The 15,621-nt window shown below is 31.0% G+C and carries 13 protein-coding genes; all 13 read left to right on the top strand.

What is annotated here, in order from left to right; translation table 11 throughout:
• Positions 1–4 precede the first annotated feature (4 nt).
• The 13 genes from pfkB (at position 5) to EDD60_RS04185 (ending at position 15,593) form a co-directional block, all read left to right on the top strand.
• On the top strand, positions 5–910 hold the full coding sequence (gene pfkB, locus EDD60_RS04245) for a 1-phosphofructokinase (RefSeq protein ID WP_066449194.1): 906 nt from the start codon (positions 5–7) through the stop codon (positions 908–910).
• A 13-nt stretch (positions 911–923) separates the two neighbouring features.
• Positions 924–2,831, top strand: coding sequence for a PTS fructose transporter subunit IIABC (locus EDD60_RS04240; protein WP_066449192.1), 1,908 nt, complete (start codon positions 924–926; stop codon positions 2,829–2,831).
• Positions 2,831–3,487, top strand: a complete 657-nt coding sequence (gene rpiA / locus EDD60_RS04235) for a ribose-5-phosphate isomerase RpiA (RefSeq protein ID WP_066449190.1) — start codon at positions 2,831–2,833, stop codon at positions 3,485–3,487. The genes EDD60_RS04240 and rpiA overlap by 1 nt, the downstream gene beginning before the upstream one ends.
• 12 nt (positions 3,488–3,499) lie before the next feature.
• Entirely contained in the window at positions 3,500–4,471 is a 972-nt protein-coding gene (locus tag EDD60_RS04230) for a Gfo/Idh/MocA family protein (RefSeq protein WP_066449188.1), read from the top strand.
• Positions 4,464–5,237 carry an HAD family hydrolase gene (locus tag EDD60_RS04225; RefSeq protein ID WP_066449185.1) on the top strand — a complete coding sequence of 258 codons (774 nt, stop codon included), beginning with the start codon at positions 4,464–4,466 and terminating at the stop codon, positions 5,235–5,237. The genes EDD60_RS04230 and EDD60_RS04225 overlap by 8 nt, the downstream gene beginning before the upstream one ends.
• Positions 5,238–5,304: 67 nt before the next feature.
• On the top strand, positions 5,305–7,230 hold the full coding sequence (locus EDD60_RS04220) for a fructose-bisphosphatase class III (RefSeq protein ID WP_066449179.1): 1,926 nt from the start codon (positions 5,305–5,307) through the stop codon (positions 7,228–7,230).
• Between the two features lie 82 nt (positions 7,231–7,312).
• The gene (locus tag EDD60_RS04215) at positions 7,313–8,728 is read left to right on the top strand and encodes a PTS transporter subunit EIIC (RefSeq protein ID WP_132226230.1); all 1,416 of its coding nucleotides are present in this window, start codon (positions 7,313–7,315) and stop codon (positions 8,726–8,728) included.
• Positions 8,729–8,880: 152 nt separating this feature from the next.
• Positions 8,881–9,348 (top strand): PTS sugar transporter subunit IIA, encoded by a 468-nt coding sequence (locus tag EDD60_RS04210; protein ID WP_066449173.1) that lies wholly within the window; start codon positions 8,881–8,883, stop codon positions 9,346–9,348.
• Between the two features lie 22 nt (positions 9,349–9,370).
• Entirely contained in the window at positions 9,371–10,204 is an 834-nt protein-coding gene (locus EDD60_RS04205) for a PRD domain-containing protein (RefSeq protein ID WP_132226229.1), read from the top strand.
• 93 nt (positions 10,205–10,297) lie between these two features.
• Positions 10,298–11,101, top strand: coding sequence for a carbohydrate deacetylase (locus tag EDD60_RS04200; RefSeq protein WP_066449168.1), 804 nt, complete (start codon positions 10,298–10,300; stop codon positions 11,099–11,101).
• The gene (locus EDD60_RS04195; RefSeq protein WP_066449166.1) at positions 11,094–12,512 is read left to right on the top strand and encodes a PTS transporter subunit EIIC; all 1,419 of its coding nucleotides are present in this window, start codon (positions 11,094–11,096) and stop codon (positions 12,510–12,512) included. Before EDD60_RS04200 ends, EDD60_RS04195 begins: the two co-directional genes overlap by 8 nt.
• Before the next feature lie 17 nt (positions 12,513–12,529).
• Positions 12,530–13,861 (top strand): family 4 glycosyl hydrolase, encoded by a 1,332-nt coding sequence (locus EDD60_RS04190; protein WP_132226228.1) that lies wholly within the window; start codon positions 12,530–12,532, stop codon positions 13,859–13,861.
• 130 nt (positions 13,862–13,991) lie between these two features.
• Positions 13,992–15,593, top strand: coding sequence for an ABC-F family ATP-binding cassette domain-containing protein (locus tag EDD60_RS04185; RefSeq protein ID WP_066449163.1), 1,602 nt, complete (start codon positions 13,992–13,994; stop codon positions 15,591–15,593).
• The last annotated feature ends 28 nt before the right edge of the window (positions 15,594–15,621 follow it).

The raw sequence follows: 15,621 nt of genomic DNA, 5'->3' as shown, positions 1-15,621 counted from the left end.
GAAAATGATATACACAGTTACAATGAATCCGGCTTTAGACTATGTTGTTGATTTACCTCATTTCAATATTGGTGATGTCAATCGGGTTGAAAATGAACATATATTTTTTGGGGGAAAAGGCATTAATGTTGCCTGTGTCTTAAAAGAATTAGGTTTCGAAAGTACTTGTTTAGGATTTACTGCAGGTTTTACTGGACAGGAATTACAACGAGGTCTTAAAGAGGAGCTGAAATTAATGTCACAAATGATTCAAGTTAATCAAGGAATGACACGAATCAATATGAAAATACATAGCCAACAAGAAACAGAAATCAATGGATTAGGACCAATTGTCGAAAAGGATGATTTTGAAAAATTATTACAGCAAATAAAAAATATGAATGATGAAGATATTTTGGTTCTATCTGGGAGTGTCCCTTCTTCGTTATCACAAAATGTTTACTGTGACTTATTAGAAGTTATAGCTAATCGAAAGATAAAAACAATAGTTGATGCAACTGGACAACTCTTGTTAGACACACTTATTTACCATCCTTTTCTAATCAAACCAAATAATCACGAATTAGCAGAATTATTTCATACAGAGATAAAAAATATTGAAGATATCGAAAAATATGCAAGAAAGCTTCAAGATATGGGAGCAAGAAATGTTTTGATTTCAATGGCTAAAGATGGGGCATTATTAATTGATGAAAATGGTGTAAAACATCTTCAAGGTGTTTGTCGAGGAGAGGTTAAAAATTCTGTTGGAGCAGGTGATTCAATGGTAGCTGGATTTATTGCAGGGTATTTATCTCGTTTGGATTATCATGAAACTTTAAAACTAGCAACTGCTGCTGGAGGAGCAACAGCTTTTAGTAATGGATTAGCAACACAGGCTAAGATTTATGAATTATTAAAACAATTGTAGAGGAGAAATGAAAATGAAAATTACAGAATTATTAGATATCAGATCAATTGCCTTAAATGTAAGTGTATCATCAAAATTAGAAACGATTGATACATTGATTGATTTAATGGATGCTAGTGGAAAAATTACAAATGTTAAAGATTATAAAGAAGGAATTCTAAAAAGAGAATCGCTAAGTACAACTGGTATTGGAGAGGGAATAGCGATTCCTCATGCGCAAGTTGCAGCAGTGAAAAAACCTGGGCTAGCAGCTATGACAATTAAAAATGGTGTAGATTATGAATCTTTAGATGGACAACCTGTTTATTTGTGTTTTATGATTGCTGCTCCAGTTGATGGTGGAAATATTCATTTACAGGCATTAGCAAAATTATCAACACTATTAATGGATGAATCTTTCAGACAAAAATTAATTGATGCCAAAACCCCTAGGGAATTTCTTGATATTATTGATAAACAAGAAGCATTAAAAGATGCTCAAGAAAAAAATGGTAAAATGAATAATTTTTATCGAGTTTTAGCAGTCACAGCTTGTCCAACCGGTATTGCACATACTTTTATGGCTGCTGAAAATTTAACAAAAGCTGGAGAAGAAATGGGATATCCACTAAAAGCTGAAACTAATGGAGCTGATGGAGCACAGAATATCTTAACTCAAAGTGAAATTGATGCATCTGATGGGATTATAATTGCAGCTGATAAAAATGTTGAGATGTCACGTTTTGATGGCAAACCTGTTTTGTCAGTAAGTGTAACACAGGGAATCCAAAAACCAAAGGAATTGATTCAAAAAATCATTGATCATCAAGTACCTATTTATCATCATGATGGAGAAGAAATGGTAGAAAATTCAACTAGTGAAGGAGTAGGACATTCTATCTATAAACATTTAATGAATGGTGTTAGTCATATGTTACCATTTGTTATTGGTGGTGGAATCTTAATTGCTTTAGCTTTTTTATTTGATGATTACTCAATTAATCCAGCTAATTTTGGTAAGAATACGCCACTTGCTGCTTATTTAAAAACGATTGGAGAACAAGCTTTTGGTTTGATGTTACCAATACTTGCTGGATATATAGCAATGTCTATTGCTGATCGTCCTGGTTTGGCAGTTGGATTTATTGGTGGTATTGTTGCGAAAATGGGATGTACTTTTGCTAATCCAGCTGGAGGAGATGTGAATGCTGGATTCCTAGGAGCTTTATTAGCAGGATTTTTAGGTGGTTATCTGGTTTTAGGATTAAAGAAAGTCTTTTCACATCTACCAAAATCATTAGATGGAATTAAACCTATTTTGATTTATCCAGTTCTTGGTATTTTAATAGTTTCTGTTTTAACAACATTTATTAATCCTTTTGTAGGTGCTATAAATACTGGTTTAAGCAATATGCTCAATAGTATGGGTGGAACAAGTAAAGTTTTATTAGGTATTGTTGTGGCAGGAATGCAATCAACAGATATGGGTGGTCCAATTAATAAAGCTTCTTATGTTTTTGCAACTTCACAACTTGCAGAAGGAAACTTTGAAATTATGGCCGCTGTCATGGCCGGTGGTATGATTCCGCCTTTGGCTATTGCTTTAAGTACGACTTTGTTTAAAAATAGATGGACAAAAGATGAACAAAATTCTGGTTTAGTTAATTATGTTATGGGCTTAGCTTTTATTTCTGAAGGAGCTATACCATTTGCTGCAAAAGATCCATTAAGAGTTATCCCTTCATGTATAGCTGGTTCAGCTGTTGCTGGAGGTTTATCAATGTTCTTTGGTTGTAGTTTACGTGCTCCTCATGGTGGAATCTTTGTTTTACCAACTATTGGCAACCCTTTGATGTATGCTTTAGCTATCATTGCTGGAATGATTGTTGGGTGTATGGTTCTTTCAATGCTTAAAAAACCATTAAAGGAGGAGAATTGTTAATGAAAAGAAAGTGTGCATTAGAAGCTTTAAAATACATTCAGGATGGAATGATTATTGGTTTGGGTGGTGGAAGTACAGTCGCATATCTAGTTGAATATCTTTCTCAAGAAAAAAAAGATATTCAAGTTGTGACTCCATCTTATCAAACAGCTCAATTGTGTTTACAATACCAATTACCATTACTTCCAACATGGTCTGTTGATAACATTGATATTGCTTTTGATGGGTGCGATGAAGTTGATTTAAAGCTAAATGCCTTAAAATCAGGTGGCGCTATTCATACAAAAGAAAAAATTATTGCCGCTATGGCAAAGCAATATGTTTTACTTGTAGATGAATCAAAAGTCTATGAAACCTTACCTTTTCATCATAGTGTTACACTTGAAATCATTCCTGAAAGTATGTCAATTGTGAAAAAACAAATTGAACAATTGGGTGGAAAAGTACATATGCGTTCATCAAAGGCAAAAGATGGATTTACAATGAGTGATCATGGAAACTTTATTATGGATGCTTCATTTCAACATGTTAAAGATATCAAAAAATTAAACAATGATCTTAATAATATTGTTGGGATTGTAGAAACATCATTATTTGTGGGACTTGTTACATCAGTAATTTCAGTTGATGATGCCCATGTAAGAGTTATAAAATAGGAGGAGAAAATAATGGAAAGATTGAACTGGGGAATTTTAGGAACTGGATGGATTGCTCATGAAATGGGTGAAGCACTTAATCGTGTCAATGGTGAAATTTATGCAGTTTGTGATGTAACAAAAGAAGCAGCACAAAAATATGCTAATGAATTTCATGTAAAAAAAGCATATGGGAGTGCTTCAGAAATGATTGAGGATGAGAATATTGATATTATTTATATTGCTACTCCTCATAATTTACATTATCAATTTCTTATAGAAGCATTAAATGCAGGAAAACATGTTTTTTGTGAAAAAGCAATTACAGTTAATTCACAACAATTAGAGGAAGCAGTCGCAATTGCTGAAGAAAAAAATCTTGTGATTTGCGATGGTGTCACATTATTTCATATGCCATTATTTAAGAAATTAAAAGAGATTGTTGATAGTGGTGTGATTGGTGAAGTAAAAATGGTACAAGTGAATTTTGGAAGTTGTAAAGAATATGATGTTAAAAATCGTTTCTTTGCAAAAGAATTGGCTGGTGGAGCATTGTTGGATATTGGGGTTTATGCAACAAGTTTTGCAAGATACTTTATGACAAGTAAAGCAAACACGGTTTTAACAACGGCAAATTATTTTGAAACAGGTGTTGATGAAACATCTGGAATTATTCTGAGAAATCCTGAGGGACAAATGGCTGTTATGGCACTTACAATGCGAGCAAAACAACCAAAACGTGGTGTTGTTGCAGGTGAAAAAGGATACATTGAAGTTAATAATTATCCACGTGGTGATGAAGCAACAATTACTTTTACTAACGATGGTCATGTTGAAACAATTAAACTTGGAGAAAGTGCCAAAGCTTTAGATTATGAAATTTTAGATATGCAGGATTATGTCCACAATCATAAAGGTCAAGAAAATTTAGGGTATATCAGGGATGTTATGGCAACGTTAACAGAAATTAGAAAACAATGGGGAATGATTTATCCTTTTGAATAAGAAATATTTTTTCTTTGATATTGATGGAACACTAACTGATCGAAAGAGTAAAAAAATTGTTCCATCTGCCCTTAAAACATTACATCTCTTACAAGAAAAAGGACACTTTGTAGCTTTGGCAACTGGTCGTGCGCATTATAAAGCAATACACTTTATGCAAGATATTGGTCTAACGAATATGGTTTGTAATGGTGGTCATGGTATAGTTATTGATAATCAATTAATTGAAAATGCTCCATTAAATTTTCAATATTGTCTTGATATTATTCATCAATGTCAACAACTTGGCTATGGAGTTTTAGTTGCTCCTGATGATAATCAGGAAGTTTATGGAAAAGACATGTTGTTTTTAAAACAAGCTGGTTTTCGTAAAGAGCCAACAACATACTTCTTTGATTTAGATTATCAATTTGAAAAATTTGAAAATATCTATAAATTGTATGTTTCCATTCCATCATCAGAAGAATATCTATTAACGACTAAAGAAAAAGTAGGACATTTACGTTTTGAAAAAGATTATTTGATGTTTCAACCAGATCAAAAAAAGGCAGGAATTATCAAAATGATGGATTATTTACAAGCAGACATTCATGATGTTGTCGTTTTTGGTGATGACTACAATGATATAGATATGTTTAGTGGGGATTATTATACAATTGCAATGGGAAATGCTTGTGATGATTTAAAAAAGATAGCGTCAGAAGTAACTGAAGCTAATATTGAAGATGGTATCTATCATGCTTGTTTGAGACATGGTTGGATATAATAAAATTTCATACTTACTTGAAAATGTCACGAATATGTGGCATTTTCGCATATTAAAGGAGGATATTATGGAACAAAGATATTTGGAATTATTGGCTCATCGCTTTGTCAATAAACAAGAAGTTATAAGTGAAATTATAAATTTGAAAACAATTTTATCTTTACCTAAAGGAACAGAGTTCTTTTTTAGTGATTTACATGGAGAACATTCTGCCTTTTTACATTTGTTAAAGAGTGCTTCAGGCGTTATTAAAGATAAAATTGATTTATTATTTCAATGTCAATTAAGTTCCTTAGAAAGAGAAAAATTAGCTCATTTTATTTATTATCCACAAAAACAATTAGAATTATTGCCTTTACAAGGAACTTTAAGAAAGCGATGGTACGAAAAAACAATCATTTATTTAATTCAACTTGCAAAGTTTTGTTCTACCAAATATACACGTTCTAAAGTTTATAAAAAATTACCTAAAGAATTTGCTTATATTATGCAAGAAATGCTAAGTTGCTATGAAAGTGAATATATGTTAGATTATTATCATCAAATAATTGTTTCATTACTTGAAATAAATTGTATAGAAATTTTTATGATTTCACTTTGTGAGTTTATTCAAAGAATATGTATTGATTATATTCATATTATTGGTGATATTTTTGATCGAGGACCACGTCCTGATTTAATTATTGATGAACTGATGACTTATGATCAAGTTGACATTCAATGGGGAAATCATGATATTTCATGGATGGGTGCAGCCTGTGGACAACCAGCATTGGTTGCTAATGTGGTAAGGATAGCTTTGAGTTACAATCATTTAGATTTGTTGGAAATAGGCTATGGTATTAATTTAAGAGCATTAAGTGACTTTGCAAGAGAAGTTTATCAAACTGATTCATGTTTATCATTTCAACCACATGTTTTAGATAAAAATAAATATGATAAAGCAGATTTGGATTTGGTTGCAAAAATGTATAAAGCAATAACAATTATTCAATTAAAGTTAGAAGGACAACTCATTCATCGGTATCCAAATGACTATCAAGATAAAGTGATTTGGTTAGAAAAGATTGATTTTCAAAGTAAAAATGTTAAATTTATGACTAAAACTTATCCTCTAAAAGATGATTTTCTTCCTACTGTATCACATGTAACACCTTTGATATTAACCAAAAAAGAAAATCAATTAATGGAAACGCTCATTTATTCATTTCAAAAAAGTCAAAGATTACAAAATCATATTCATTTTTTATATACACACGGTCATATGTATAAAACAATGAATCAAAATTTAATGTTTCATGGTTGTATCCCTTTAGATCATAATGGAAACTTTAAAGAAATTTTGATTCAGGGAAAAATATTAAAAGGAAAAGCTTTATTAGATGAACTTCAATGTATTGCTAAACGGGCTTATTATGAACATAAGCAAGAAGATATAGATATGATGTGGTTTTTATGGTGTTCATCATCATCTCCTTTATTTGGTAAAAGTCAATTAACACTTTTTGAAAAACACTTTTTAGATGATAAACATTTACAACAGGAAAATATGGATCCTTATTACAAATGGATAGAAAAAGAATCAACATGTCAAATGATTCTTAATCATTTTGGTATAACTAAAGGTCACATTATAAATGGTCATGTTCCTGTAAGAATAAAAGATGGTCAAAAGCCAATTAAAGCAAATGGTCTATTATATGTAATTGATGGTGGAATATCTAAAGCATATCAGGAAAAAACAGGAAATGCTGGTTACACATTAATCTTTGATTCACAACACTTAAAATTAGCACAACATCTTCCTTATCAAAAGAGTGCTAAAGAGGGGTTATTATGTTTGACACCAAAAGTAGAAATCATTCAAACATATTTAAGAATTAAAAATAAGGATTGTGATATTGGAAATGTTTTAAAGTCTCAAATCAATGATTTAAAGGAATTACTTGTAGCTTATCAAAAGGGAATAGTAAAAGAAAACTCTTTTTATTAAATCATGTTGTTTTTCTGAAAAGAGTATTTTATTATATAATAAGATTCTTTCATTGAATTACGTATGATTAAGGAGCGAAAAAATGAAAAAGTTATTAAGTTGGGTGATGAATCAGTTATCAAAATTAGGTAGAGCTATGTTTGTACCGCTTGCCGCAACACCAATTGCTGGCTTATTAGCGCGTATCAGTGCATCAGATATGTTAAACTTACCAATGATAGAAAATGCTTCTTGGGTTGTTTTTTCAATGATGGATTTATTATTTGCGATAGGCTCTGTCATGGCATATGCAAAAGTCAAAGATAAAGCTATACCAATTATTGGAGCGATTGTATCTTTAGAAGTTTTTAAATCTGTATTATCATTTATTGATCCTTCAATTGATATGGGAGTTTTTGCTGGAATTTTAGTAGGCGTTATGACAGCGATTGTTTTTAACTATAGTAAAGAGTGGAAAATTCCAGAGATATTTATCTTTTTTAGAGGTGAGAAGCTAGTTGTCACTTTAGCTCCTTTGGTTGCGATTGTTTTAGCTAATATTTGTAGTTATGTTTGGCTTCCTATTCAATCTGGTTTAAATGATTTTGGTGTTTGGATAGCAAGTGCTGGGGCAATTGGAATATTTATCTATGGTCTACTTAATCGTTTATTGATTCCAACTGGTTTACACCATGTTTTAAATTCATATATTTATTATGAACTCGGAACCTTTGTAAGTGCTTCTGGAGAAGTTGTGAAAGGTGAATTACCTCGTTTTCTCGCCGGCGATCCAACGGCAGGATTATTTTTAGCAATGTTTTTTATTCCGATGATGTTTGGTTTACCAGGAGTCTGTCATGCAATCTATAAAAAGGCAAAGGTTAATAAACAAAAGATAAAAGCATTTATGTTTTCAAGTGCAATTACCAGTTTTATTTCTGGGATTACAGAGCCTATTGAATTTTCGTTTATGTTTGTTGCTCCACAATTGTATATTTTACATGCATTTTTTACTGGATTTTCTGGAGTTATTCTTTATTTAATGAATGTTCATTTAGGAATATCGGTTAATTTTTGTGTCATAGATTATATTATGAATTTTAATATGGGACAAAATGCATGGATTATTATACCCGTGGGTATTTTCTTCTTTTTCCTTTATGATTGTTCATTTCAATTAGCAATCGAACATTTTGATTTAAAAACACCAGGTAGAGAAGATAATGCAGAAAATCAGAATATAGAAAAAGAACTTGAAGCCATTTTAAATGGATCTCAATACCAAAATACTGCAGAGAATATTTTAAAATATGTTGGAGGAAAAGCTAATGTAATTGATGTTGAAGCATGTACAACAAGATTACGTATAGAATTAAAGAATACAAAGTTAGTTAATGAAGAAAAATTAAAACAATGTGGTTCAAAAGGAATCATGCGATTTGGCGAACATGAAATTCAAATTATTATTGGAGCTAATGTTAATAAAATAGCAAGGGAATTTAAAGAATTATTAGATTGAAATGAAAACGCTTAAAAAACTATTGACATGAAGGAAATCTTTTGCTAGAGTATAGATGTAAACAAAAACTATATTTGATTTGTAACTATTCAATTAGGCAAAGATTTCTTATTTTAAGATGTCTTTGCCTTTATTTTTTTGGAGGAAATGATATGTTTAATATTTTAAAGAAAAAGAAAACAATTGTTGCACCAGTCAGTGGTCAAGTGATTCCTTTAAGTGATGTTAAAGATGAAGTCTTTTCATCAGGAATGATGGGAGACGGCATAGCTATTCAACCAACTGATGATATCTTTGTAGCTCCTTGTGATGGTGAGATTGTATTGATTCCTGAAACTAAACATGCTTTTGGAATAAAATCAACCGATGGAATAGAACTTTTGATTCATATTGGTTTAGATACTGTTATGAAGAAGGGACAAGGTTTTCAGCCACTTGTCAAAGTTGGAGACAAGGTTAAAAAAGGAACACCAGTTATAAAAGTTGATGTAGAGTTTTTTCATCAAGAAGGAATATCCTTAGTTACACCAGTTATCATTTTAAATGATAACGGTAAGAGTTTAAAAAAATTATCAGTTGAAAATTGTCAGTCAGGTACAACGACAATGATAGAATATTAAAAGTATGAAGGAGGTCAAGAATTTGGAAATTCTAAAAATTTATAACAATAATGTTGTAAGTTGCCTCAATAAAAAAGGTGAAGAAATCATTTTGACAGGGGCAGGACTTGGTTTTAAGAAAAAAATTGGTGATTCTGTTGAAATGAATAAGGTCACTCAAAAATTTGTCTTAGATGATGGAAAGAAAAAGAAAATGAACCAATTGGTTCAAAGGGTTCCAAAAGAATATTTTGGTTTAAGTGAAGAAATACTTCGACAAGCAGAAACTGTTTTAGGAAAAAAGATGACATTATCAACTTTTATGAATTTTACAGATCATATTGCTGGAGCCATACAACGTACAAAAGAAGGAATCCTTTTACCAAATTTGGTTTTAATGGAAGTTAAAACCATTTGGAAAGAAGAATTTGATTTGAGTTTAAAGATGATTGATTATATTGAAGAAAAAACGGGCGTAAGATTACCAGTTGATGAAGCAGGATATATGGCTTTGTATTTTACACCAGAAGATCAAAAAGAAAGAGAAAATCGTTCCCTTGAAATGCTTCAATATGTTATAGATATTGTTAAGATTATAGAAGCCGTTTTTGAAATAAATATTGACCGAGATTCTTTAGCTTATATGCGTTTAGTCACACATTTAAGATTCTTTATTGGACGTGTTATGAATAAAGAATTAAGAGATGAGACAATTGTGAATGAAAATATTTATAAATTATTGGTTGCAAATGATCCAAGACTATTGGATTGTAGTCGATATATCGTAGCATTTGTAAAAAAAGAATTGGAGAGTGATGTGAATAGAGCAGAGATTGTTTATTTAATGATTCATATAACACAAATATTAGGCAATTAGGATTGTAACTGAATAAGCAGGCAAAACCTAGGATATGAGATACTTATGTATTTTATATTTTAGGTTTTTTGTTTGGAAAAAAGGAGGAAAAACATGAGAATTATTAACAATGCTGATGATTTTGGTTATTCACCAGCCATCAATTATGGGATTATTGAAAGTTATCTACAAGGTGTTTTAACATCAACAACAATTATGCCAGCCATGATGGGATTTGATCATGCGATTGCTTTAGCTAAAGCAAATCCGGGACTTGGAATTGGAGTTCACTTAACATTAACTTGTGGAAAACCACTTTTAAAAGGACATCAGACTTTAGTGGATGAAAATGGAAATTTTAAAAAACTTGCATTTTATCAAGATGCAACAACATCCATCAGTGATGAAGAAGTTTATGCAGAATGGAAAGCTCAAATTGAAAAAGTTTATCAAGCAGGTATTCAACCAACGCATTTAGATTCCCATCACCATATTCATACATTTAAGAATAATCCATCAATTGTTAAGAAGTTAGCTAAAGAATATAACTTACCTGTGAGAAATTCTTTTGCTGATAAAACAATTTTAACAAGTGAGAATATTCAATGTAATGATATACTCATTGATCCATGGAAAAATTTAGGTGATAAGATTGAAAACATTGAGGATAAAGTCAAAGTTTTATCAGAAGAAATTATATCTTTGGTTCAAGAGGCATCATTACAAAATGAGATTATTGAAGTGATGTGGCATCCAGCATATTTAGATTATAAGATTTTAACAGAGTCTAGTTTTGCTTATCCAAGAGTCATTGAAGCTGAAGCTATTAAACAAAAAGACTTGGTCAAGTACATGAAAGACAATTTTGAATTATGTACTTATCAAAATATATCAAAAGGAGAGGAAAAAAATGTTTAACAGAATTATGAAACAATTATCAAAATTGGGAAAAGCAATGCTGATTCCAATTGCTGCAACACCAGTTGCAGGGTTACTTGCACGTTTAAGTGCAGCCGATTTATTAAATTTGCCAGTATTAGAGAATGCGGCATGGGTTGTTTTTGGAATGATGGATTTATTATTTGCTGTGGGGGCTGTGATTGCTTATGCCAAAGCAAAAGATAAAGCTATACCAATTATTGGAGCAGTCATTTCATTATCAGTTTTTAAATCTGTATTAACTTTCATGAATGAAACAATTAATATGGGGGTTTTTGCTGGGATTGTTGTTGGGGTTATGACAGCAATTGTTTATAACTATAGTAAAGAGTGGAAAACCCCTCAAATGTTCTCATTCTTTACAGGTGAAAAGTTTGTTGTAACTTTGGCACCATTGGTTGCCGTACCTTTAGGAATTGCCTTCAGCTATATTTGGGTACCTTGTCAAGCTGGTTTAAATAGTTTTGGGATTTGGATTGCCGGTGCTGGAGCATTAGGAGTCTTTGTCTTTGGTTTAACAAACCGTTTATTAATTCCAATTGGTTTACATCATGTTGTGAATACGTATATTTATTATGAATTAGGTTCATTTGTTACAGCGAGTGGTGAAGTTGTTAAAGGGGAGATTCCTCGTTTCTTAGCAGGAGATCCAACTGCTGGTTTGTTCTTGGCGATGTTCTTTATTCCAATGATGTTTGGTTTACCTGGAGCTTGTGCTGTGATTGCTAAAACTGCAAAAGAAAAGAAAAAAGCTGAAACAAAGTCTTTAATGACATCTGGTGCTTTAACTTCATTTGTAGCTGGAATTACTGAACCAGTAGAATTCTCATTTATGTTTGTGGCACCTCGTTTATATGCTTTCCATGCGATTTTAACTGGGGCTGCTGGAGCAATTCTATATTTATTAGATGTTCATTTGGGGATGTCTATTAATTTCTGTATTATTGATTTTGTCTTGAATTTTAATATGGGAACAAATGCATGGATTATTATACCTGTAGGTATTGTATTCTTCTTTATTTACTACTTTGGATTTAAGTTTATGATTGAAAAATTTGATTTAAAGACGCCAGGTAGAGAAGATGATTTCATTATTGAAGAAGATATTTCTGAAGAAGAATTAAATATTAAATTAGAGTCATCAAATTATCAATATATGGCTAAAAAACTATTACAAAATGTTGGTGGAAAAGAAAATATTGAAGAAGTTGAAAGTTGTGTAACAAGATTGCGTTTAGAATTAAAAGATGGAGCATTGGTTAATGAAGTTAATATTAAAAAAACTGGTGCTAAAGGAATTGTGAAATTAAGTGATACTTCTATTCAAATTATTATTGGAACAGAAGTTAATAAAGTTGCTAAAGAATTTAAAGAAATGTTAGAAGATTAGAAGGAGAGTATATTATTATGGGAAATAAATTTGTTATTATTGGAGCAGGATCAACACATACACCAGGAATTTTAGCTGCTTTAACAGCTAAAGCAGATGAAATCAAAATGTCAGAATTATGTTTACATGATATTGAATATGATCGTGTTTATCATATGGGTGAATTTAATAGAATTTATATGAGTGAACATCGCCCAGATATTAAAACAAGTTGGACAACTGATTTAAAAGAAGCATTAACTGGGGCTGATTATGTCTTTATTCAAATTCGACCAGGAAGAAATGAACAAAGAGCAGTTGATGAACATACATGTTATAAACATGGATTAATTGGACAAGAAACTTGTGGTCTAGGGGGATTTGCTTTTGCCTTAAGAACAATTCCAGCAATTTTAGAAATTGTTAAAACAGCTTTAGAAGTTTGTCCTAATGCTTGGTTATTAAATTATTCAAATCCAGAAGCAATGGTATCAGAAGCAGTTTATCGTACTTATCCACAAGCTAAAATGTTGTGTATTTGTGATATGCCAATTTCACAACAAGAACAAGTTGCAGCTTATTTAGGATATGATGAAAAAGATTTAACTTTTAAATATTTTGGTTTAAATCATTTTGGTTGGTATACAAATATCTATAATAAAAAAGGTGAAGATCTTTTACCACAATTAAGAGAAGATGTTTTATCAGGAAAAGTGACAGGATTAAGTGCTTCACAAGATGCTGGAAAATTAGATGACTATTGGTTTAAAACATTTAATAATGTCATTAAAGGATTTAAGGCTTATCCAGACTTTATGCCATTATGTTATTTACAATATTATTATTTCCATGATGAAATGATGGAACAATTTGATCATGAGTTTACTCGTGCAGATTCAGTATTAGCCGGACGTGAAATAACAGTTTATCAAGAATGTAAACGTGTTATCGAAACTCAATCAGCAAAAGATTCATATTTGATTTCAGGTGTACATGGTAATTATATTGTTGATTTAGCAAGTTCTATTATTAATGATAAGCGTGAAAGATTTATTGTAAATGTTATGAATAATGGAGCGATTGGTAATTTTAATCATGATGCTGTTGTGGAAGTTCCTTGTTATGTAGGAGCATCAGGGGTAGAACCAGTTGCTGTTGGATATATTCCTCAATTCCATAAATCTTTAATGGAAGCTCAAAAGGGTTATGAAAAATTAGCTGTTGAAGCTTGTTTAGAAGGTTCATATGATAAAGCATTACAAGCTATTTTACTAAATAAAACGGTTCCTTCATATCGTAAAGGAAAAGAAGTTTTAGATGATTTCTTAGAATTAAATAAGGATTATTGGAATCCAAAGTTTTATAAATAAAATATTTTAACCTCCCTTATATAAAGTTAGAAGTTGTTTTAATACAACTTCTTTTTATCTTATAATATGTTGAAAAAAACTTAGAAACATGTATAATAGAATGGACTTGCAAAAAAGGAGAAATATATACATGATATCAACACAAAATGTAACATTAAGATATGGTGATCGGGCTTTATTTGAAAATGTTTCTATTCAATTTACAGAAGGAAATTGTTATGGAATTATTGGGGCAAATGGAGCTGGGAAATCAACATTTTTAAAAATATTATCTGGTGAAATTGAGCCTAATAAAGGTGAAGTTGTGATGACGCCTGGACAAAGATTGTCTGTATTAAAACAAGATCACTTTGCGTATGAAGAAGAAGAAGTCATTAAAACGGTTTTAATGGGAAATAAGCGTTTATATGAAATTATGCAAAGAAAAGAAGAATTATATAGCAAACCTGATTTTAATGATGAGGACGGCTTGGAATTAGCTGAATTAGAAGGTGAATTCATGGAAATGGATGGCTGGAATGCAGAAACTGATGCTGAAATCTTATTAAATGGATTAGGGGTTAGTGGTGAATTTCATCATTTATTAATGAAAGAATTAGGGGATCAACAAAAAGTAAAAGTTTTACTTGCTCAAGCTTTATTTGGAAATCCTGATGTTTTATTATTGGACGAACCAACAAACCACTTAGATTTAAAAAGTATCAATTGGTTAGAAAACTTTTTATTAAACTTCCCAAATACAGTGATTGTTGTTTCCCATGATAGACATTTCTTAAATAAAGTTTGTACACATATTGCAGATATTGATTATAGTAAAATTCAATTATATGTTGGAAACTATGATTTCTGGTATGAATATTCACAAATGATGTTAAAACAAGCAAAAGAAATTAATAAAAAAGCCGAAGCAAAGAAAAAAGAATTAGAAGAATTTATTGCTCGTTTTAGTGCCAATGCTTCTAAAGCAAAACAAGCAACATCTCGTAAAAAATTATTAGATAACTTAGAAATGGTAGATATTAAACCATCACTAAGAAGATATCCTTTTATTGGGTTTACCCCTGATCGTGAAGTGGGAAATATTGTTTTAAATGTGGAAGGTTTATCTTATGAACTTAATGGGGAAAAGATTTTAAATAATGTTAGTTTTTCTATTTCACCTAAAGATAAAGTGGCTTTTGTTTCTGATAATGAATTAGCAGTAACAACATTCTTTAAGATTATTACTGGTGAAATTGAGGATTATGAAGGAACATTCCAATGGGGTGTGACAACTTCTCAATCTTATTTCCCTAAAGATAATAATGAATATTTTGATGACTGTGATTTAACATTAGTTGATTGGTTAAGACAATATGCAGTTGGTGATGTGTATGACCAAGATTTAAGAGGCTGGTTAGGACGTGTTTTATTCTCTGGTGAAGAAGCATTAAAGAAAGCGAATGTTTTATCAGGAGGAGAAAAGGTCAGATGTATGTTAGCAAAAATGATGATGGCTAACTGTAATGTCTTAATTCTTGATGAACCAACAAACCATTTGGATCTTGAATCAATTCAAGCTTTAAATGAAGGTCTTATGCGTTTTAAAGAAAATATTTTATTTGCTTCGCATGACCATCAATTTGTTCAAACAGTTGCAAATAGAGTTATTGAATTCACAACTGATGGATGTATTGATCGTCTATCTACATTTGATGAATATTTAGAATATAAAGAGAAGATGGGAGCTTAGGCTTTCATTTTTTTCTTAATTGGAGGTT

It is taken from the genome of Longibaculum muris (assembly GCF_004343035.1).
GTDB lineage: Bacteria > Bacillota_I > Bacilli_A > Erysipelotrichales > Coprobacillaceae > Longibaculum > Longibaculum muris.
Note: the sequence above shows the minus strand (reverse complement) of the source record. Positions and strands in the feature narration are given on the sequence as shown.